Annotated in this window: 16 protein-coding genes and 1 pseudogene; 12 read left to right on the top strand and 5 right to left on the bottom strand. The window is 54.1% G+C overall.

From position 1 onward, the window contains the following. Positions 1 to 184: 184 nt before the first annotated feature. Positions 185 to 1,030 (bottom strand): helix-turn-helix transcriptional regulator, encoded by an 846-nt coding sequence (locus tag AC2FGB_RS08530; RefSeq protein WP_496710115.1) that lies wholly within the window; start codon positions 1,028 to 1,030, stop codon positions 185 to 187. Positions 1,031 to 1,187: 157 nt separating this feature from the next. Here AC2FGB_RS08530 and AC2FGB_RS08525 point away from each other — a divergent pair, with 157 nt between their 5' ends. Together AC2FGB_RS08525 and AC2FGB_RS08520 are read left to right on the top strand one after the other, a co-directional pair. After that, positions 1,188 to 2,210, top strand: coding sequence for an Ldh family oxidoreductase (locus AC2FGB_RS08525; RefSeq protein WP_496710114.1), 1,023 nt, complete (start codon positions 1,188 to 1,190; stop codon positions 2,208 to 2,210). Between the two features lie 64 nt (positions 2,211 to 2,274). Then, a complete protein-coding gene (locus AC2FGB_RS08520; protein ID WP_496693688.1) occupies positions 2,275 to 4,581 on the top strand; it encodes a Tex family protein in 2,307 nt (768 codons plus the stop codon). Positions 4,582 to 4,619: 38 nt separating this feature from the next. Here the strand turns inward: AC2FGB_RS08520 and AC2FGB_RS08515 are convergent, their stop codons facing one another. Further along, positions 4,620 to 5,879, bottom strand: a complete 1,260-nt coding sequence (locus AC2FGB_RS08515; RefSeq protein ID WP_281995019.1) for a replication initiation protein — start codon at positions 5,877 to 5,879, stop codon at positions 4,620 to 4,622. Between the two features lie 580 nt (positions 5,880 to 6,459). Here AC2FGB_RS08515 and AC2FGB_RS08510 point away from each other — a divergent pair. Together AC2FGB_RS08510 and AC2FGB_RS08505 are read left to right on the top strand one after the other, a co-directional pair. Next, positions 6,460 to 7,845: an AAA family ATPase gene (locus tag AC2FGB_RS08510; RefSeq protein WP_281995020.1), complete on the top strand. Its 1,386-nt coding sequence runs from the start codon at positions 6,460 to 6,462 to the stop codon at positions 7,843 to 7,845. Then, on the top strand, positions 7,838 to 8,905 hold the full coding sequence (locus AC2FGB_RS08505) for a ParB/RepB/Spo0J family partition protein (RefSeq protein ID WP_496693689.1): 1,068 nt from the start codon (positions 7,838 to 7,840) through the stop codon (positions 8,903 to 8,905). Before AC2FGB_RS08510 ends, AC2FGB_RS08505 begins: the two co-directional genes overlap by 8 nt. Positions 8,906 to 9,167: 262 nt before the next feature. On the opposite strand, the gene AC2FGB_RS08500 is transcribed toward AC2FGB_RS08505, so the two are convergent. Further along, positions 9,168 to 9,851, bottom strand: coding sequence for an IS6 family transposase (locus AC2FGB_RS08500; protein WP_496693690.1), 684 nt, complete (start codon positions 9,849 to 9,851; stop codon positions 9,168 to 9,170). Between the two features lie 348 nt (positions 9,852 to 10,199). Between AC2FGB_RS08500 and AC2FGB_RS08495 the strand changes: the two genes are divergently transcribed. Together AC2FGB_RS08495 and AC2FGB_RS08490 are read left to right on the top strand one after the other, a co-directional pair. Continuing rightward, complete coding sequence (locus AC2FGB_RS08495; protein WP_496693691.1) at positions 10,200 to 10,721, top strand: GNAT family N-acetyltransferase; 522 nt, start codon at positions 10,200 to 10,202, stop codon at positions 10,719 to 10,721. A gap of 490 nt (positions 10,722 to 11,211) precedes the next feature. Next, positions 11,212 to 11,459, top strand: a pseudogene (locus tag AC2FGB_RS08490) (transposase); the annotation flags it as partial. Here the strand turns inward: AC2FGB_RS08490 and AC2FGB_RS08485 are convergent. Next, a complete protein-coding gene (locus AC2FGB_RS08485; RefSeq protein WP_496693808.1) occupies positions 11,403 to 11,555 on the bottom strand; it encodes a hypothetical protein in 153 nt (50 codons plus the stop codon). The pseudogene AC2FGB_RS08490 and the gene AC2FGB_RS08485 overlap by 57 nt on opposite strands. A gap of 133 nt (positions 11,556 to 11,688) precedes the next feature. Next, positions 11,689 to 12,102 (bottom strand): hypothetical protein, encoded by a 414-nt coding sequence (locus tag AC2FGB_RS08480; RefSeq protein WP_496693692.1) that lies wholly within the window; start codon positions 12,100 to 12,102, stop codon positions 11,689 to 11,691. A gap of 344 nt (positions 12,103 to 12,446) precedes the next feature. On the opposite strand from AC2FGB_RS08480, the gene AC2FGB_RS08475 reads away from it, so the two are divergent. The 6 genes from AC2FGB_RS08475 to AC2FGB_RS08450 all read left to right on the top strand — a co-directional run bounded on the left by AC2FGB_RS08475 (position 12,447) and on the right by AC2FGB_RS08450 (position 19,716). After that, on the top strand, positions 12,447 to 12,893 hold the full coding sequence (locus AC2FGB_RS08475; RefSeq protein ID WP_496693693.1) for a universal stress protein: 447 nt from the start codon (positions 12,447 to 12,449) through the stop codon (positions 12,891 to 12,893). 255 nt (positions 12,894 to 13,148) lie between these two features. After that, positions 13,149 to 13,934 carry a formate/nitrite transporter family protein gene (locus AC2FGB_RS08470; protein WP_496690568.1) on the top strand — a complete coding sequence of 262 codons (786 nt, stop codon included), beginning with the start codon at positions 13,149 to 13,151 and terminating at the stop codon, positions 13,932 to 13,934. Between the two features lie 244 nt (positions 13,935 to 14,178). Continuing rightward, positions 14,179 to 14,556, top strand: a complete 378-nt coding sequence (locus AC2FGB_RS08465; RefSeq protein WP_496690567.1) for a SnoaL-like domain-containing protein — start codon at positions 14,179 to 14,181, stop codon at positions 14,554 to 14,556. 346 nt (positions 14,557 to 14,902) lie between these two features. Beyond that, positions 14,903 to 15,898, top strand: a complete 996-nt coding sequence (locus AC2FGB_RS08460) for an HlyD family secretion protein (RefSeq protein WP_496693694.1) — start codon at positions 14,903 to 14,905, stop codon at positions 15,896 to 15,898. Further along, positions 15,895 to 18,591 carry a ribosome-associated ATPase/putative transporter RbbA gene (rbbA, locus tag AC2FGB_RS08455; RefSeq protein WP_496693695.1) on the top strand — a complete coding sequence of 899 codons (2,697 nt, stop codon included), beginning with the start codon at positions 15,895 to 15,897 and terminating at the stop codon, positions 18,589 to 18,591. The genes AC2FGB_RS08460 and rbbA overlap by 4 nt, the downstream gene beginning before the upstream one ends. After that, positions 18,592 to 19,716 carry an ABC transporter permease gene (locus AC2FGB_RS08450; RefSeq protein ID WP_496693696.1) on the top strand — a complete coding sequence of 375 codons (1,125 nt, stop codon included), beginning with the start codon at positions 18,592 to 18,594 and terminating at the stop codon, positions 19,714 to 19,716. Positions 19,717 to 19,974 lie beyond the last annotated feature (258 nt).

The raw sequence follows: 19,974 nt of genomic DNA, 5'->3' as shown, positions 1-19,974 counted from the left end.
TTGTCGAGAACGACGAAATCGTGAATCAATGCTAGCTGAGAACTCTGTAATTCGATCTTTGCAGGAATCATCATTTCCTTTGATCTTTGCACTGTTAGACCCCTGCCCGCGGTAACCGGTGCACACTTTGGCCAGCCTCGCGCGCGCAGGAGCATGCTCATCCAGGACGTGTTTTGGGTGATGCTTAGTTCATCGAATTGCGATAGCGCCGATACTCTGACGGCGAGACGTCGAATTCCCGTTTGAACGCGGTCGAAAAGTTATTCGCATCCTCGTAGCCAACTTTGAAGGCGATGTCCTGAATGCTGTGCTGCCCCTCAAGAACCAGGGCCGCTGCATAGTTCAACCTGTAGCGCCGAAACCAAGCCATGGGGCCAACGCCGAACTCTTCCTTGAACCGCTTGGACAAGGTGTTCCGGTTTGACCCGACCACTTGCGCCAAGGCGTCAATGCCGCCTGTAAATTCGGGCTCGGTAGAAAGGAAATTACAAGCAGCATTGACCAACGTATCTTTTGAAAAGTACTCGGCAGAGACATTCTGTTTCATCAATGCTCGCGCCGCACTGAATCTGTGCTGGATTTCGCTGGTGACAAATGGATAGGCAATATAGTCGCTGTATCCTTGCGAATATACTTCGGCACGCGCCGTCGACAAACCCAGGTTGATCAGTGCAAAACTGTGCTGGCGCTTATGCGACCCGGCAGGTTTTGGGGCATTGGCCGGCACAAAACGCTTCAGGCACTGACGTACAACGATTGCTTTTTCATGGTGAGAAATGCCTGTGCTTTCTGCATCGTTCGACACGCGGTATCCCATAGACCTTTCAACTATGCTGCGAAATTCGGACAAAAGGCGCGGTGTAAACTCCAAGCAGATCACTCGGTCACGATCATAAGGACTATGCATAAAATTCCCCATCCAAAAAACTTCTGAAAATTTTGTAGGGCGCCACGCAGAGTGCGACCTCTGCTGATCTGAAAAATCAACTTGAGTCGCTGAGCCGCCACCACAACTTTCGATTGAGTACAAAAGGTCTGGGAACTTCTGTTAACTTATTCACATATTGCATTATTAGACCAATCCAATACGGCATTAACCATAAATGAGTGGCAAATTGCAAAGGGTTCTCCTTGCCAGCCAGACCAAGCTATGCCTTCTTCTGCCAACGCAATGGGAGACATGGCAGATGAGCGAAGCGGTCAAGCTGACACTGGATGAGATACGAAACCTAAGCCTGACCATTCTGTCCGGATCCGGATACGGGCCGGACCATGCAGCGGCCATCGCGGATATGCTGGTCACCTGTCAAATTGATGATTGCCAGTCGCACGGCCTGTTCCGACTGTTCATGTGCAATGACACCATGAAGGCAGGCAAGATTGACGGAAATGTCGCGCCAGCCATTACCCAATCGGATAACGCCATCGTTCGGGTCGATGCTCGCGGAGGTATGTCCCTGCTGGCATTTCATGAGGCACTTCCAATTCTGATCGAGAAAACCCGAACCCATGGTATTGCAGCCATGGCCATCAATCGCTGTTTTCATTTCTCTGCGCTCTGGCCCGAAGTGGAGCGGCTATCTGCTGCCGGCCTTGCGGCGATGGCGATGGTACCAAGCCATTCCTGGGTTGCCCCAGCCGGCGGCACCCGCGGTTCGTTGGGCACCAACCCGCTGGCATTCAGCTGGCCGCGACAGGGCAAGGATCCCTTCACCTTTGACTTCGCAACAAGCGCCTTTGCCCGTGGCGAAATCGAACTCTATCGCCGCGCAGGCAAGCCCCTACCCGATGGCGTAGCAATCGATAAGGACGGCAACCCAACCAACGACCCGCAGGCTGCGATGGAGGGTGCGATGTTGACCTTCGGCAGCTACAAGGGTTCGGCCCTGTCCATCATGATCGAACTCTTGGCCGGTCCGCTGATCGACGACCTGACCAGCCTGGAAAGCATGGAGTTTGCCGGCAACTCAGGCGGCGCCCCCTATCATGGTGAAATCCTTCTGGCCTTCGATCCGGGGCATTTCAGTGGTGGCCGAATAGACCCGAACGATGCAAGGGCAGAACGCCTGTTCGCTGACATCACCGATCAGGGCGCGCGCCTGCCATCCCAACGCCGGTTTGCCGCCCGGGCCCGTAACACGGAACGCGGATATGTAAAGATTGCCAAAACCCTCTATGACGATCTGCAAGAGTTGGCCCAACGGATTTAGCCCCCTTCCCCTCAGCAAAGCAGCTGGCTAAGAAGTCTCTCCGAACGACTGTCAGGAGGCCCCATTGGACCGCATCGCCCGCACCATCGCCACCGAGATCAACGCCCAACCCGATCAGGTAGGGGCCGCAGTAAAATTGCTGGACGAAGGCGCGACTGTGCCCTTTGTTGCGCGCTACCGCAAAGAAGCGACAGGCGGTTTGGACGATACCCAACTGCGCACCCTGTCAGAACGCCTGACCTATCTGCGCGAATTGGACGCCCGGCGCACAACCATCCTGAATTCGATCAAGGATCAAGGCAAGCTGACAGATGATCTTGCAAAATCCATTGCGCTGGCTGGCACCAAAGCACAGTTGGAAGACATCTACCTTCCCTACAAACCCAAGCGGCGCACCAAGGCAATGATCGCACGCGAGAACGGGTTGGAACCTCTGGCTGACGCAATTCTTGCAGACCGGTCTGTCGATCCCGATACCCTTGCCCAATCCTACCTGTCCGAGGCTGTTCCGACCAGCAAGGATGCCCTGAACGGTGCCCGCGACATTGTCACCGAACGACTAACCGAAAACGCCACCCTGTTAGGCGAACTGCGCAGCTTCATGCAGCGCGAGGCGCTGCTGACCTCAAAGGTGATTGATGGCAAACAACAGGATGGCGCGAAATTCAGCGACTATTTCGACCATTCCGAGCTGTGGGCCAAAACGCCGTCTCATCGGGCTTTGGCGATGCTTCGCGCGTCAAAAGAGGGCATCGTGACATTGGACATCGCGCCGGACCCCGAGACCGGCGCTGCTCGGGCGGAAGCGATCGTCGCATCACATCTACTAACCCGCACGGATTCAACTGCCGATACTTGGTTACGCAAGGTGGCCGGTTGGACCTGGAGGGTAAAGCTCTCGCTGACGATGATGGTTGACCTGATGGCCGACCTCCGCAGCCGTGCCCAGGACGAGGCGATTTCTGTTTTCTCTCGCAATCTCAAAGATTTACTTTTCTCTGCGCCAGCTGGCGCCCGCCCAACCTTGGGGCTGGACCCTGGAATACGAACAGGTGTCAAAGCAGCGGTTGTCGATGCAACTGGCAAAGTGGTTGCAACTGAAACTATTTATCCATTCCAACCCAAGAATGACCTTCGAGGCGCGCAGGCCACAATCCTGCGCCTGATCGCCCAGCACGGCATTGAGCTTGTTGCAATCGGCAACGGAACAGCCAGCCGCGAAACCGAAAAGCTGGTTGGTGATACGCTCAAGGATTTGCCCAAGACTGTCAAAACCCCCACCAAAGTTGTCGTCTCGGAAGCCGGAGCGTCAGTCTATTCCGCATCCGAACTGGCCGCCCGAGAGTTCCCGGATCTGGACGTTTCCCTTCGCGGAGCGGTTTCAATCGCCCGTCGCTTGCAAGACCCTCTGGCCGAGCTGGTGAAGATCGAACCAAAATCCATTGGGGTCGGGCAATATCAGCACGATGTCGATCAATTTAAGCTTTCGCAATCACTGGCATCTGTCATCGAAGACGTTGTGAACGCCGTTGGGGTTGATCTGAATACTGCTTCTGCCCCATTGCTGTCGCATGTGTCCGGGTTAGGCCCGGGGCTGGCAGAATCCATCGTGTTGCACCGCGACATGAATGGTGCCTTTCAATCTCGTGCAGAGCTACTGAAGGTTGCGCGCCTTGGCCCCCGCGCATTCGAACAATGCGCAGGCTTTCTGCGGATACGCGATGGGGCCGAGCCCCTTGATGCGTCCTCGGTCCACCCCGAAGCTTATTCCGTGGCCCGGCGCGTTGTTGCCGCATGTGGGCGGGACATTCGGCAAATCATGGGGAATGAAGGGGCCCTGAACGGCCTGCGCGCCGAACAGTTTGTTAACGACAGTTTTGGCCTGCCCACGGTTCAGGACATATTCTCCGAGCTTGAAAAACCCGGTCGTGATCCCCGGCCAGATTTCAAAACAGCCTCGTTCGCTGATGGCGTGGAAGAGATCAGTGATTTGAAACCTGGAATGACCCTGGAGGGCACAGTAACCAATGTCGCGGCATTCGGCGCTTTTGTTGATATCGGTGTTCATCAGGACGGGTTGGTGCATATCAGCCAACTGGCAGATCGGTTTGTCAAAAATCCCCATGATGTCGTCAAAACCGGCCAGGTAGTTAAGGTACGGGTCGTCGAGGTGGATGCGCCGCGAAAACGCATCGGTCTGACGATGCGCAAGGATGGTGGCATTGAAACCCGGCAAAAGCGCGTTCAAAGCAGCGACCAATCGCGGCAAAGCCATACAAAACAAAAAGAAACACAACGCGCAAAAAACGGCAATAATGCGCAGCAGGGGGCACTTGCAGATGCGCTGAAATCTGCGTTCAAGAAACAATAATCTGCTAAAGGGTATGCACCCCCCTGCCCTTACCGCGATCAGTCGAAAGCGTCTGGCTCTAGCTCTTGCCAGAATTCGAAGATTGCGGTTGCGTTCAGCCCCGAGCGCCACGCATGCGCTCGGAAATGCTCGCGGTCCAGGTCGTTGTCTAGACCGGCAAGAAACAGTCTTTTATCTGCGTCCCTCTGTGTCGGGTTTCGCCGCGAAACCAGCTCTTCTACGATCGAGAGTTTCCGCGCCCGCTCCTCCCGCTCGGCTACCCGTTCGGCATAGGCTTTGTCTTCAACCGCCACTTGGGCCTGCCTCGCCTGCGCTTCTTCCAGTGCTTCGGGGCTGGGCTTCGCTGGCTGTTCCGGTTCAGGTGGCTGATAGTCATCGCGCAATGCAGCCGACAGATAGCCCAATGTGGATTTCACTCCGCCCTTTTGCCTTACGTAATCAAGTTTCTGCGCGACGTAGTCTTCACCATGTTCGGAAATCCACTGTCGGGCCAAACGATCCGAGACCCCTTGATCACGTAGCTTCGTGTACACCTGCATATTCCGAGCACCGTCACTGTCATCAATTTCGAACATCGCCTTTTGCGGGTTTCCCTTAATCCGAAAGCGAATATCGGTGACCGTCCGGCCTTTCTTTTGGAACTCGGGTTCGATCAGAATGTCCGAGCTTTTGTTCACCTCGGCAACCGCCGGTTTGATGATCTTGGCGTTGAGATGTTTGAAGCTGGTATAATAGTCGCTGCCATCTACCCCCATGAGCTTTCGAAAAACGTCCAAGGCCAACCAACCTGTCGACCCGATGCGCACAAAGCGATAGCAGTTTTCATACAGTGCCAATCCGTGCCCAGAACTAAAGTTGCGCTGAATCTGAACGTTGATCAGCGCATAGATTTTGGGATCATACAGCTTCTGCGCCAGCGCCGGTGAGTAGGCATATTCACAAACACCATTCTTGAGCTTGGCAAAACTCAGCAGAGAGGAAACACCCCATTCCTGACGCCCCTGCTCATCCAACATGTCCCATTCAGCGACAGTCTCGGCCAGGGCGCGCAGGCTTGCACGCAAGGTATCAAAATCGTTCGAGTTATAGCCAACCATCATCGCCAGAGTTCGTGCATCGATGGTATGGGTCTGTGCAGATGTCAGCGCATCATAGGCATTGAGAAGCAGGACATTCGACAGCTTTCGCTGAAGCAATGTCAACTTACCGCTGATGTGAATCGCGGCGACGTTCTTTTTCACCGTTTCCCTTCGCAAGGCTCCGGATAGGTGATCCATGTCTATTTGTGTTTCCGGCATGATTCTGCCTGACTGCTCTTTTTTGTATTTCTGCCATGAAAGGTACCTATCAATCAACTTCTATTAGGTGCCCAAATACAGGATCAGGCTCATCCCGAAAACGGGTACCCTAAACAGATATACCTAAACTTATCCCCAGACCTATCATCGCGAGCCCGTCATAAGAACGACTCAGACAGGATCGAACGTACTGGAAACGGCTTTGTAAGTGTCTAATAGCGTCGAAGATCCACGTCCCTGCGAATCGGTGCCCTTGTTCCTGTCGAATGGTTCCTTTGGTCCCGTATCTGGGCACCTTTGATCCCGGAATCGGATACCCCAGGAACTGTAAATGGGTCCCTAATGTGGTCTAACTTGTTGTTATAATTATCATATTCTTAATCTAAATCTCTTAAAGACTCTATAAATAATAAACTCTTTGTTGGCGTGTTCTATCATTTTTCTAGAGTTTCGTGGCGAAACCCAGCCTTGCGCGCAAAAACTGTGGAAAACTTCCGATAGCAGGATAGCTTTAGAAGATAATGTTCGCTACATTCCTAAATATACGCCGCTAAGGCGAACATCCTCTGAGGCAACGACAGTGAACAAATCAAACCAACCTCCGCTACCGCCATATCTGAATCTTGATCCCGCAACAGCGGCCGGGAAGTTACCTGATCCTATAGGCACCTCTCGATTCGCAAAAGCAGCGGCATTCTGCGCCAAAGGCCGTGAGGATCTTGCCCGCCGAGGTTATGCCCCTGATGGGGAAAAGCGGCTACGTAGGTTTTCAATCTGGGAAATAACTAAGTACCTAATTCCGGTTGCACCTGCGCATCTCCGCCGTGTCCTCAAAGCAAATCCTGATCTTCCTCAAGGCGAAGGAGAAGCTGGTTCAAAATGGTTCACTTTGGAAGAGGTCCTGAGCTTGCGCCAGCATTTTGCGGCTGAAGGCGTCAGCACGAAGGAGTATCTTCCCTACCGGCCTGAAGGGCTTCCGGCAAAGGTTGTTTCCGTTGCAAATTTCAAAGGCGGTGTTGGAAAAACCTCGACCGCCGCCCATCTGGCCATGTCCGCCGCCTTGGACGGGTACAAAGTTCTGGTAATCGACCTCGACAGCCAAGGATCCATGACGTCGATCCTTGGCGGGTCCGTCGCAGATGAATGGCAAACTGTGTTCCCCTTGATCGCAAAGGACTATGCTAGGGCGGTACACGAGGAAAACCGCGTGCGCAATGCGGCAGGTCAACCTGAAATTCCATTGGATGAGACCTTGCAAGAAGCGCTTAAAACGACCCCTGGCGATGTAATTCAGAACACCCATTGGCCAAATATTGATCTGATAGGCGCGCAGTTGAACCTTTACTGGGCCGAGTTCCAGATCCCAGTGTGGAGGATGGGGCTGAGAAGTTGGCCTTTGTGGGACGGCCTGACCAATTTCCTCGAGGATGAAGGTATCCTCAACGATTATGACATCGTCTTTCTCGATACGCCTCCTGCACTTGGGTACCTTACGATCAATGCACTGGCTGCTGCAGATATCCTTCTGGTTCCGCTTGGAGCTTCGTTTCTGGAGTTTGATTCAACGGGTCGGTTCTTTGACATGCTCTATACGACCTTCGCCAGTATCGAGGATGGTGAAAACACGGCACAACGCGCAGCTGGCTTGCCTGAGCTCAAGTTCGAATGGGATGTTGTACGCGCAATCATCACCCGGTTTGATGCCAGTCAGCAAACAGACATGGCGAACGTAATTCAGGCCTATTTCGGGGATTTCATGAATGCCTACCGGCAGGACTATACTGCTTTGGTCGGGCAGGCTGGTGAGCAGGTGAATGGGATCTACGAAGCCGACTACCGTGATTTTAACCGCGACACATATGTTCGGGGTCGGGAAACATTTGACCGGACTTACGCAGAATTCAAAGAGGTTCTGATCGGTTGCTGGTGGCGCGACGCTCAGATGGGAGGAGAAGCAGATGGCTAAACGCAGAAGACTGACCGCACCGGATACAACAGAGCTCGAACAGCTTGAAGCGGGTTTCGCCGCGAAACCGTCGATCAGCCCGTTTGAAGTAAGCTCGTCAGCACCTCCAATAGCTCAGGTTGCGGCGGAGGCCGCCACTTTGGGTGGCATGGCGTCCGTGACAGACAGGGTCGCTTTGGCCCAGGACCAAGGTGATGCAGCTCGATGGCGCGATGCACAGACCGCCGGTTTGATTGCGGAAAAAATACCGCTGGATCAGATTGATCCTGATTTTATCCGCCGTGACCGGATGGTTGAAGACGAAGAAGCCATGGCGGAACTGTTGGAATCGTTGCGCGTTCACGGCTTGAGAACGCCAATCGAGGTGAGCCGGGTCGGTGACAGTTTTGGCCTGATCTCGGGCTATCGGCGCCTGGAGGCCTTCAAGCGGCTGTCCCAAAGTGATGCTCGGTTCACCGAGATTCCTGCATTTGTCCGTGAGGCTGGAACAGGGCAGGGCGCTTACGTCTCGATGGTGGAAGAGAATGAGTTGCGCTCAAACCTCAGCCCTTATGAACGCGGGCGCGTCGCGGTTCTGGCGGCAGGGCAGGGGGTTTTTGCTTCAACCGAGGCCGCTGTCGATGTGCTTTTTGCCGCAGCGTCCAAAGCCAAACGGTCCAAGGTCCGTAGCTTTGCTATGGTGCATGAAGCGTTGGGGGATTTGCTGCAGCATCCCGTGTCGTTGTCAGAAAAGGCCGGACTCAAGCTTGCTTCGGCATTGCGGGACGGGGCACAAACCAGATTGCGTCAGGCATTGGCTGGCGCCGGCCCGTTGGATTCCAAATCCGAATGGGGTCTGCTTGAAGCTGCGATCAAGAGCGTGCCGGACGCGGAAAAAGCTAAATCGCGAGGCGGGCGCCCGCAGCAGGTGCAACGATTGACACCGATTGTCCTTCCCACAGGCGGCACAATTCAGGCCGAGGTGACATCTGGGGAACTCCGCCTCAGGATACGCGGGCGGGAAATTTCAGTTGATGAGGCTCAAAAACTGATCGACCAGATTGGCAACCATCTGGGCTAGCCCTTTGACGAGACCGGGATAGATCGATCTCGTCGCCAAACAAATCAAAGAGCTGACTGGATTGGTTCGCAGAGGCGAGTTCTACTACTGTCAAGGTAATGATCAAAATGTGGAATAAATGATCATTGTGAATTCAAGATCCTTTGGAGGTGCTCGCTAGGGATGTGTCGCAAACTTTTGCAACGACCATAGGCAGTCAACTACCGGAGGTTCTGTCGCAAACTTTTTAGATGGCAAAGCATCAGTGGATTTGGCGAGCAGTTTATCCCGCCAGTTGGATGAACTGCTGAAACGGACGGAGTCCGGGCGTGAATTGACCTTTGCGGATCATGTTGACCAGTTCTATGCCTGGCAGGACAGATGCGGTTGAAGCGAAGGATTTGAATCCCAGCATGGGTCTGATCCTTCGTTTGATAAATCGGTGATCCTGTTCAATGATGTTGTTGAGGTATTTCCGCCTGACCATATCGATTGGGATCGGACAACCAAAGCTCTTGAGCATCTTGTTGATCGCTTTGCTGCCAGCTGTATTGGCACCACTTTTGTCGATGACGATCTTGCGTGGCAATCCGTTCACCTCAAGCGCGGGGGCGAAGAACTTCGTCGCAGCGGCTTTATTCCGGCGCTCAGACAACATGAAATCCAGTGTCTTGCCGTGTTTGTCGATCGCTCGGTAAAGATAAACCCATTCGCCTTTCACTTTCACATAGGTTTCATCCATGCGCCACGAACGGTCTGCGGGACGCTTTCTGTACCGCGCTGCTTCAGCAATGAGGCCTGCGTATCGAATAACCCAGCGGTTCGGCGTTGCGTGATCCAGATCAACGCCACGTTCCGCCATGATTTCTCCCAAATTCCGGTATGAAACAACGTAGCGCAAGTAGAAGAAGACCGCGTGCAAGATGACGTCTTTCGGAAAATGTGCGCCCTTAAATGAGATCGTCACGGCCTGCTCCTGTCAAGTTCTAGCGCGCTACCAGAAATGCACTCGACCTGACAGGTAAGGACAAAGTTTGCGACGGAACCATTGCCGCCTGTAAGAACGCAGGCGCCGCTTGAGTGCTGGTGCGCGCGTGAACTTACTCCGAGGGCATTGGACGGCATCGGGGAATCCACATCCAGTGTGACTGGCCCATATGCTGCGCCTCTCATGTGGGGGCATCCGAACGAACAAGTGTAGAGCCAGGCTTTCAATAGACCAGACAACGCAAATTTGCTTCGCGAACCTGAAACAGAGCCTCCCGTGTTGCGGGGGAGATGGGTGCGCGAAAAAAACCAAAGATAGGAAAGAACCATGAAACACGCAGAAATCGATGCCATCCTGGAAGTTCACAGACTGGCGTTTGGAGAAACAGAGGGCGAAGTAACCGCTCAACTCGCCAAGGACTTCCTCAGCCACCCGGACACGATCTCGATCAGTGTCAAACGGGACGGGCAGATTGCAGGCAACTTGCTGTTTACGCCGTTCGTCTTCCAGGACCATCCGGACACAAAATGCTACCTGCTCGCACCTTGCGGCGTGTCGCCGGTGTATCAAGGCCATGGAGTCGGCAAGGAGCTGATGGAAACCAGTATCGAACACCTGAAGTCCATTGGAACGGATGCTGTGTTCGTGCTGGGCGTCCCCGACTTCTACCCCCGGTATGGTTTTGCCCCAACTGACAAACAGACGCCTTATCCTGATCTGTTGACGGCGCATGAAGCAAGGATGGCCCTTGAGCTGACAGCCGGAACGGTCGAGTGCTTGAACGGCACGACGATGGCGATCCCTCAGTTCATGCAAGCGCATTGGTGGGACACCTCAGGGCGCGAGTGACGCAAATACCGAGAACCAGACATTGGGCATTGATTGTTTAATGTCTGGTTTGTCCGTATAGCCACTGTCCAAAGCTCCACAACACTGCATCTTGGATTAAGGGTCTGCTTCAAGTGCATTGCCGCCGTTTGTAGGGCTTGTTGATGCAAGCGCGGAGAAGGTCTGCCGTGTGGCCTTACTGCCAAGCAGCCTGTGGCACGGCGATTAGAGGCCATCGGTTTGGATGCACGTTGTCAACAAGATTGGGCGGCAACTTTATTGGGATTCGCGCGGCAATTCACTGGGAATACGCAGAGCAGGCAGAAAAAGGCCTGAAAAGGGCGTTGGATCGTGAAGAACACCACAAACGGAAGCAAAATCGCGAGTATCAATCTCATCTTAAATGACCTTCTGATAGTTGGACCGCTATGTTCGCACGAACATGGGCGTTGTTGCATATCTCTCGCAGCGAGGGATTCACAACGCGAATCCATAAGGTTAAACGGTGTGGATGAGTAAGCCATCTTCCGCCCGTTAACGCGTCACGAATTGGTCCGACTACAATGCTGCGCTTAAGGAGCGCGGCTCACTTCTTGTCTGGCTGGACAAGGACATGACCTGGCTCGCGGCGCACGAAGGTCGGCCTTGTCACAGCCGGTCTTTTCGAATGCGGCGATCCAATTCTGCCTGTCGATCAAGGTGCTATTCAAGCTGCCGCTGAGACAGACAGCGGGGGTGACCGCCGGCGTTGATCAGCTTCGTTTCGTAGCCGGCTTCTCTGACTACATCGTTGATAAAATACGCAATCTTAGCCGTTTGGCCTTCTAGGGTACCGTAGGCAATCAGCACAGTCATTCCGATCCTCCTGCAAATCGGTTCGAAAAACGCACCAACTATGTCGAAACAGCTCGTTTCGGCCCTTGATCCCAATCAAAAGTGCCTGTCTTGCCAAGTTATTTGGGCGCGGGTGAGGCACCCATTGGCTGGCTTATGCGGTTTTGGAAAGCGCGAAAGCTAAAGTTAACCAGAATGCACTGCGTATGGTCATTGCGCCGACCGTTCGCCATTCAAACGGCGTTCCACTAAGTGCCACTAGTATCAGAACAACGAACACCAATAGTGTAGATAGGCCAAGCAACCAGGCAATTCGTTGTGCCCAGATTGTGGATTTATGGAGCGCGAAAGCGCCTAGCAAATAGATAAATCCAGCCAGAAAATTGAACCAAAGCACGAATAGAACTGCATCTCCGACTGCAGCTCTGGCAGCAGCCCCCCCAAACAGGGCTGTTCCTCCTGAGAAAATGGTAAGGAGACCAAAGAGTAATGCGGCTATCGTAACTGGGCGAACCCAAGGCGGAGAGGAAGGCATCTTTGTATTCCCAGAAATAAGATTGAAACTCATGTCGTGGGCAATCTGCCGTCCTTGCCAAACGAACTGAAACGCACGTCCCTAATAGCAAATCTTCTCGCCATTTCCCTTGATCTTTATCATTGGGCTTAACTTGATACCCTTTGAAAAAATGCAGCGTCTGCGCGAGGTTTTTCGCAATAATTATGCGCTCTTGCCCCTTTGGGATGACCCGTTTGCAACTCCTAACATTTTTCAAAATTGGTTCAGTTACCGTGTATCTTCTGGAAATAGACGGACGACTACGCTCGAACCTGCAGTGAAAAGTGTTGATTTGAGTCAAAGTTAACTACTGCAAGCTCGCCCATACTAACTCCTCACTAAGGAGGGAGTGCAACATGTTCAAAAAGATCGTAGTTGGCTTGGATGGATCTGAGGCGTCAGAAGCAGCTCTGCGCGTTGCCTGTGATATTTCAAGCAAATATGGCTCCCAAATTCACCTTGTTCATACACCTCAGCCCCAAACCGTGGCGTTCGCAATGGGCGCATTGGCTGGCTATCACGCCGTCACGACAATGCCTTCAGACGAAGAGGTGCAGCAGGCAGCAAACAAGATTATTTCCTCTGGTAGAGAGATCGCCGAAGAGTACAATCAGACGGTTTCGCAAACGTATACCCAACGCGGTGATCCCGTCGACCAGATCATCGCATGTGCCGAGCAATGCAAAGCTGACCTGATTGTGACGGGCCGCCGTGGATTGGGAAGCATTGGGAGCCTAATTCAAGGGAGCACCTCTCTAGGCATCAGTCAGAATGCCACTTGTGCTGTTCTAACCGTTGCCTGATTTTCAAACTTGGCCCCAATCGGCGCTAAACGATGAGGATCGAAAAGTTCTGCGTTGAGATCTCGCGAAAGCGGAAGCTGAAGTAGATCTCATGGGTACCTATGGCCATGACCGCGCGCCAAACTGTGTTAGGAGGAACTATCCGAACTCAGAGGGAACAGATAGGCTTCCGGTTTTATTTGCGCGTTAGTTCAAGGTCAGAAGACAGGATTAAACTTCCTGCTACGTAAACTCGTGCCAACTCTGGAGCGCCACATGAACCCCCCGGCCCTGTTCGATGCTCATAAACCCGCTGAAATTGCAACGTTAGTTGAGACTGCCGGGGTCGCAAAGGCAAAGCTGCCACTAGCACCCATGTTCGTTCTTGCGATGCTGGCTGGAGCATTCATAGGGTTTGGCGCAGCGGCCTATACGATGGCGGTCACGGGGGCAGACAGCGCTTCGGGGCCGATCCGCGTTCTGGGAGGAGCAGTGTTTTCCCTGGGCCTTATCCTGGTGATCGCAGGTGGTGCAGAATTGTTCACCGGAAATGTTTTGATGGTGATCGCAGCGGTCGATCGCAAGATACCGCTGCGGCTGCTGTTCCGAAGTTGGGGCATCGTCTACGTTGGTAACTTCGTGGGTGCCGTTGGGCTTGCATTGGCCTTCGCCCTGACCGGCTTGCTCGAGGGGCCGATGGGTAGCACTGCCATAATGGTAGCCGATGCCAAAGCGGGGTTGGAACCGATGGAGGCTTTCGCCCGCGGCGCATTGTGCAACGGGCTGGTCTGCCTTGCCGTATGGCTGTCCTTCGCCGCCCGGAGCGTCGCCGGAAAAATTCTAGCGGTCCTGTGGCCCGTCTCTGCATTTGTGTTGCTGGGGCTCGAGCATTCGATTGCCAACATGTATTTCTTCCCGCAGGGCTGGGCAGCGGGAGCAACTGTGCCGGTTTTCGCAGCGGCGGCCAATCTGCTATGGGTCACTCTGGGTAACATTGTCGGCGGGGCGGGAGGAGTTGCCTTGGCCTATTGGTTTGCTTATCTTGGCGGAACAAATCGGTAAGATCCGCTTCTTCGATTTCAGCACCCGCCGGAGAGAAATGATCGGAAACAGTTGGTTCTGAAGGCGTTGTCTAATAGCGCACTGGCTGAAGACGGCGCCGGGAATTGGGCCGCTCATTTCCACTGTGCAAGTCGTCCTCACGATCCTGATCTAAATCCTTCGCGAACATCTAGTTTTATTGATCCCTGTCAAGATTGGCAAAGGTACGATGTGATACAGTTGAGGCTGAAATTGGGGGGCTATCATGGAAGAATTAGTCGAGATTGGACGAACATTCGTTCAGGCAATGCGTGATCGCAGAGGTCTTGCAAACGTTGGTGAAATGTATGCCGAAAACGCTCAATCTATTGAGGCGGTTGTGCCTCCGGTTCGACAGTTTCGCATCACCAAGGGCCGGGATGCTATAAAGGGAAAAAGAGAGGACTGGCTGGCAGCTCATGAAATCGTCGAATTCGACGTGGATGGCCCCTATGTTCATCCCCCAAACCGCTTCGGTGTTCGATATAAGGTTAACGTAACGCAGAAGGCTACAGGGCAACACATGACCTTGTGCGAGATCGCAGTTTATTCGGTAGCAGATGGGAAAATTGTACTTGAAGAGTTCTTCATGTTGCCGAAGTAGGAACGACAGCCAGCAACGCTGACGCAGTGTTTGTTTTATCTGAACGTTGGAAGCGTGACTCGTAAGAGCTTTGACACGACAGATGGACAACTGGGCATTTATTTCGACTTCGGGATGCTTGCCCTTGCGCATCATTGCGACCAATTTGGCGCAGCCGTCATAGAGAGTCACACCCCGAAAGCCTCATTGGGCCGTGGATGTGGGCCAACAACCAGACCTGTGCCGCAATTTCGTACCCGATAAGCACTTGGACAATCATCAGATAGAACCTGTTTGATCCAACTCAAGGCATCACGTCGAGAGCGAGCTAAATTAGAATAGGAAATTAACAAATGTGCGCGGGGCCATGAGAAAGAACGTACGCGCAATTCTGACCGCCATAGCGCTCCTACTTGCAGGTGCAGCTGTTTATTTTTTCGTCGCAGAAGACAGTGATGAATTGCCGGCTGGGTTTGTACAGGGCAATGGGCGGATCGAGGCTGAACAAGTAGAAATCGCTCCAACCTTTGCCGGGCGCGTTGCTCGGGTCATGGCAGCAGAGGGCAGCCTGGTTGCTTCGGGTGAACTGCTGGTTGAAATGGATACAGATGAATTATCTGCAGCCCTTGACCGTGCCAGTGCCGAGGTTGCGCTGGCGCGCCAAACCAAGGACGAAGCCGAAGCCGTGGTCATCCAGCGAGAAAGCCAGCAGCGTCGCGCTTCGCAGGAGCTTGACCGGGCCAAGGCGTTGCTGGCCGGTCAGAATATCTCGATGACTGTCTTTGAGGATCGTGAAACCGCGTTTCAGGTTGCGGATGCCGTGCTGGGCGCGGCCAAGGCCCGGGTTGCAACGGCGGATAGCCAGATTGCCGCCGCAGAGGCCGAGGTGCGCCGGATTGCGGCACAAATAGAGGATGGTTCTCTCATCGCTCCCATGCCGGGGCGTATTCTGTATCGACTGGCCGAGCCCGGCGAGGTAGTTGGAGCGGGCGAACCGATCTTGACGTTACTCAGTTTGGAAAACGTCTATATGGAGGTCTTCCTGCCTGCACGCGAAGCGGGGCTATTGCCCATCGGTGCCGAGGCGCGCATCGTGCTTGATGCGTTGCCGGAATTTGCCATCCCAGCAACCGTAACCTTCGTCTCTCCCGAAGCTCAATTTACTCCCAAGCAGGTAGAAACTTTGAGCGAACGGGAGCAGCTGGTGTTTCGCGTTCGGGTTCGCATTCCCAGGGATTTGGTTACGGCGCGGATTGAGCATGTGAAGACCGGCCTTCGCGGCATTGCAGTGATCCGACTTACTTCCGATGGCGCGTGGCCAGACGTTCTGGATAGACGAATTCCACCCGAGCTGTTCGAATGAGCGCAGAGGGGGGCTCATCTGGTTTCTGCATCAACGGTGTCACACACACGTACCGACAGCATGTTGCGTTGGATAACCTTTCGCTGGTTCTGCCAACTGGCCAGCTTATCGGATTGATCGGGCCAGACGGGGTTGGCAAGTCAACGCTGCTGGGATTGATTACCGGCGCAAAGCAACTTCAGTCCGGGGAAATTGATGTTCTCGGGGGATCGATAGGTGACCGCGCGCACCGTCACCGCGTGTGCCCGGCGATCGCATTTATGCCGCAGGGGTTGGGCCGCAACTTATACGCGGAACTGTCTGTGCGTGAGAATCTCGAGTTCTTTTCACGTCTTTTCGGACAGGGGCAACAGGAACGTGAAATCAGGATCGCGGCCTTGCTGTCAGCGACCGGACTTGCGCCCTTTTCGGACCGGCTTATGGGCAAACTTTCGGGCGGAATGAAGCAGAAACTTGGACTGTGTTGTGCGCTGATCCACGACCCTAAGTTTCTGGTACTGGACGAACCGACGACCGGAATTGATCCCCTGTCGCGGCGCCAATTCTGGGCGCTGATAGACGCGGTCCGAGAAGAAACGCCCGGTCTCTCCATTCTGGTTTCAACGGCCTATATGGAGGAAGCCGAACAATTCGATTTTATCGTAGCGATGGATGCCGGTCGGGTGATATTTCACGGCCCCCCTGCCAAGCTGAAGGGTAAAGCCCGGGATCTTGAAACATCTTACAGGCAACTACAGGCACGAGGGGAACCCCGGTTTGTGTCGAACAAGGTACCTATGCATCATCAAGGTGCAGACCCGGTGATCACGGCGCGTGGGTTGACCCGGCGCTTTGGCGATTTTACTGCCGTCGACAACGTCGAATTCTCGATCCACCGAGGCGAAATCTTTGGCTTCCTCGGATCAAACGGTTGCGGCAAGTCAACCACCATGAAAATGCTGACAGGTCTTCTGCCAGCAAGTGAGGGAGAGGCGCTGCTGTTCGGCAGACCGGTGGATGCGCGCGATCTAAGGATGCGCCGCGAGATCGGGTATATGAGCCAGGCATTCTCGCTTTATGGCGAGCTGACCGTTCAACAAAACCTCCAGTTGCACGCCCGTATCTTTGCGATCACGGATCGTGTGGAACGCATTGATGAATTGGCCGAACGTTTCGGCCTGAAGGCACATATGGGCACGCTGGCGTCGGCGCTTCCGCTGGGTATCAAGCAGCGTCTTTCCCTTGCCGTCGCCGTGATCCACCGGCCTCGGGTGTTGATCCTGGATGAGCCAACCTCGGGCGTGGACCCCGAGGCGCGCGACTCGTTTTGGGCGCTGTTAATCGAGCTGTCGCGAGACGATGATGTAACGATTTTCGTCTCGACACATTTCATGACCGAAGCGGAGCGCTGTGATCGCGTTTCTTTCATGCATGCAGGCCGGGTATTAGCTGAAGGTACACCAGATGAGTTGATCGCAACGGCGCAGTCGGACAGTCTGGAAGGTGCGTTCATCGCTGTCCTGGAGAGCGTTGAGCCGCCCGCGCCGGTAGCAGCACCCAATGTTTCGGTTGATGCTGTCAACCCGGGCGCTGCCGGAAGTATCGGGCGCATACTGGCCTATGCACGGCGCGAAACAACCGAGGTTCTGCGCGATCGCGTCCGTTTGGCTTTTGCTTTCCTTGGCTCGGTGATCCTGATGTTGGTCTTTTGCTATGGGATCACTCTGGACATAGAAGACCTGGATTTCGCGGTACTCGACCTGTCTCAAACGCCTGAGAGTCGTACCTATATCGCCGAGATTTCTGGTTCGCGCTATTTCAACCCCACGGTGCCACTGGCCAGTTTTGAAGACGGCCGCGAGCGGTTGGCCAAAGGAGACATCTCGCTGGCTGTCGAACTTCCACCCGATTTTGGTCGCAAGCTGCGCGCCGGCGAGCCAACTGAAGTCTTGGCAATTGTGGACGGTGCGATACCGTTCAAGGGTGAGACAATAGAGGGCTATGTGGCCGGGCTTCACAGTACGTTTCTGGAAGTACTGGCCCGCCAAAGTGGCGAGCAGTCGGTCGAAATCGCTCGCATCGAACCGCGCTTCCGATACAATCAAAGCTTTGAAAGTATCGCTGCAATGGCCCCTGCCATGCCTGCGATCCTGTTGATAATGCTGCCAGCCGTTTTGATGGCTGTTAGTGTCGCGCGGGAGAAAGAGTTGGGCACGATCACCAATTTCTACGCAACGCCAACGACGCGGCTCGAATTTCTGGTTGGCAAACAGATCCCCTATATCGCGATAGCGTTCGTCAATTTCCTACTTTTGGCAGCGATGACGATCTTCATTTTTGGCGTGCCCCTAAAAGGAAATCCGGTGCCGCTTGCAATTGGTGCTTTCCTATATGTTTGGGCAACCACATCTTATGGACTGCTTATTGCGACCATAACGTCGAGCCAGGTAGCCGCAACTTTTGCCACCGCTATCGCGTCGGTGGTGCCGACCATTCAATTCTCCGGGCTGCTACAACCGATCTCGACGTTGGAAGGCGGCGCTCAGACGATTGGATCGCTTTGGCCTTCTTCCTATTTCCTGCATCTAAACGTCGGCGCGTTCACCAAAGGTCTTAGCTGGGATGCACTTGCCCCCGACCTTTTGGCCCTTGCCTGTTTCGGGCCCGCGCTAACCTTGATCGCTGCACTGTTACTCCGAGCGCAGGAGAAGTGAATGCAACGATTGTCCCGCATATTCTGGCTTGGTTTGAAAGAAATGATGAGCCTTCGGCGCGACTGGGTGATGATGGCGCTGCTTGTCTGGTCATTCACGCTGGCGCCCGTAATGGAGGCAACGGGCGTTTCAAACTCGGTCAACAATGCATCCATTGCATTTGCCGACGAGGATGGCTCGCCTCTTTCACGCTCGCTTGCCTCAGCGTTTTTTCCGCCTGAATTCCAACCCGTTGTCCAGATCGCACCGGGCACCGGAGCCGAAAAGATGGATGCAGGGCATTTCCTGTTCGTAGTCGCAGTGCCACCAGGGTTCGAGAAAGATGTTCGAGCCAGGCGCGCGCCAGAAATTCAGGTTTTGATCGATGCGACAGCGATGGAGCAGGCCGGAATTGGAGCGAACTACATCATCAATATCTTGAGCGCCGAGATCCGGCGCTTTGCCGTCGGAGCAGAATTGTTAGACCCGCCGCCCATCGATATCATTGTGCGCAGCGCATTTAATCCAAATCGCGACACTGTTCGTTTCGCCGGTATCGTCGCGTTGATCGGTCAGATCATGTGGCTGACCACAATCCTTACCGGTGCTGCCATGATCCGTGAGCGCGAGCATGGAACAATCGAACACCTGCTGGCGATGCCGCTTACTCCATTTGACATTGCGGTCGCCAAGATCTGGGCAAACGCGGCGGTGGTTCTGGTAGCGACCGCCCTATCGCTGACCTTTGTTATGCAAGACTTCCTGGGGATCAGCATCGCGGGATCGAAGGTGTTGTTTTTATTTGGCACAGTTCTCTTTCTCTTCACGGCGACGGCGCTTGGGGTGTTTCTTGCGACGATTGCGCGCTCAATGGCTCAATTCGCACTTTTGGTTATGCTGACGGTGCTTCCAATGTTGATGCTGTCAGGAGGAGAGACGCCAATCGAAGGGCAGCCCGGCTGGCTTCAGATTGGAACATCTATCCTCCCATCCCGTCACTACATGTCAGCCAGTCAGTCCATCATTTTCAAAGGTGCCGGGATCGAGACGGTCTGGGCAGAGTTTGTATGGATGGCGTGCTTGGGCGCGATCCTTCTGGCAACAAGTCTGCTGCTTTTTAGACGCTCGGTTGCACAAGAGACCTAAATAAGTTTTTGCACCTGAGCCAAACTAGGCGGCTGACAGAACACCCGCTTGCGTAAGATCAAGGTCTCATCCAAGTAAGCAAATTTGAAGCGCACGCACGTTCACCAAGATCGGGTCAACATGTACAGAAGGCTGGTCGGTCGGTGATTGGACTTCTCCTGATGGCATCACCTACTTGCAATTAACTCGACGGTAACAATTAACCGCCGGAGAACCGCTTCCGGGCATACTCTGAATGTGTGCTTTATTGCCAAACGT

Source organism: Ruegeria sp. CDSC021, from assembly GCF_059610845.1.
The sequence above is the reverse complement of the archived record's forward strand: the minus strand, read 5'-3'. Positions and strand labels throughout refer to the sequence as shown.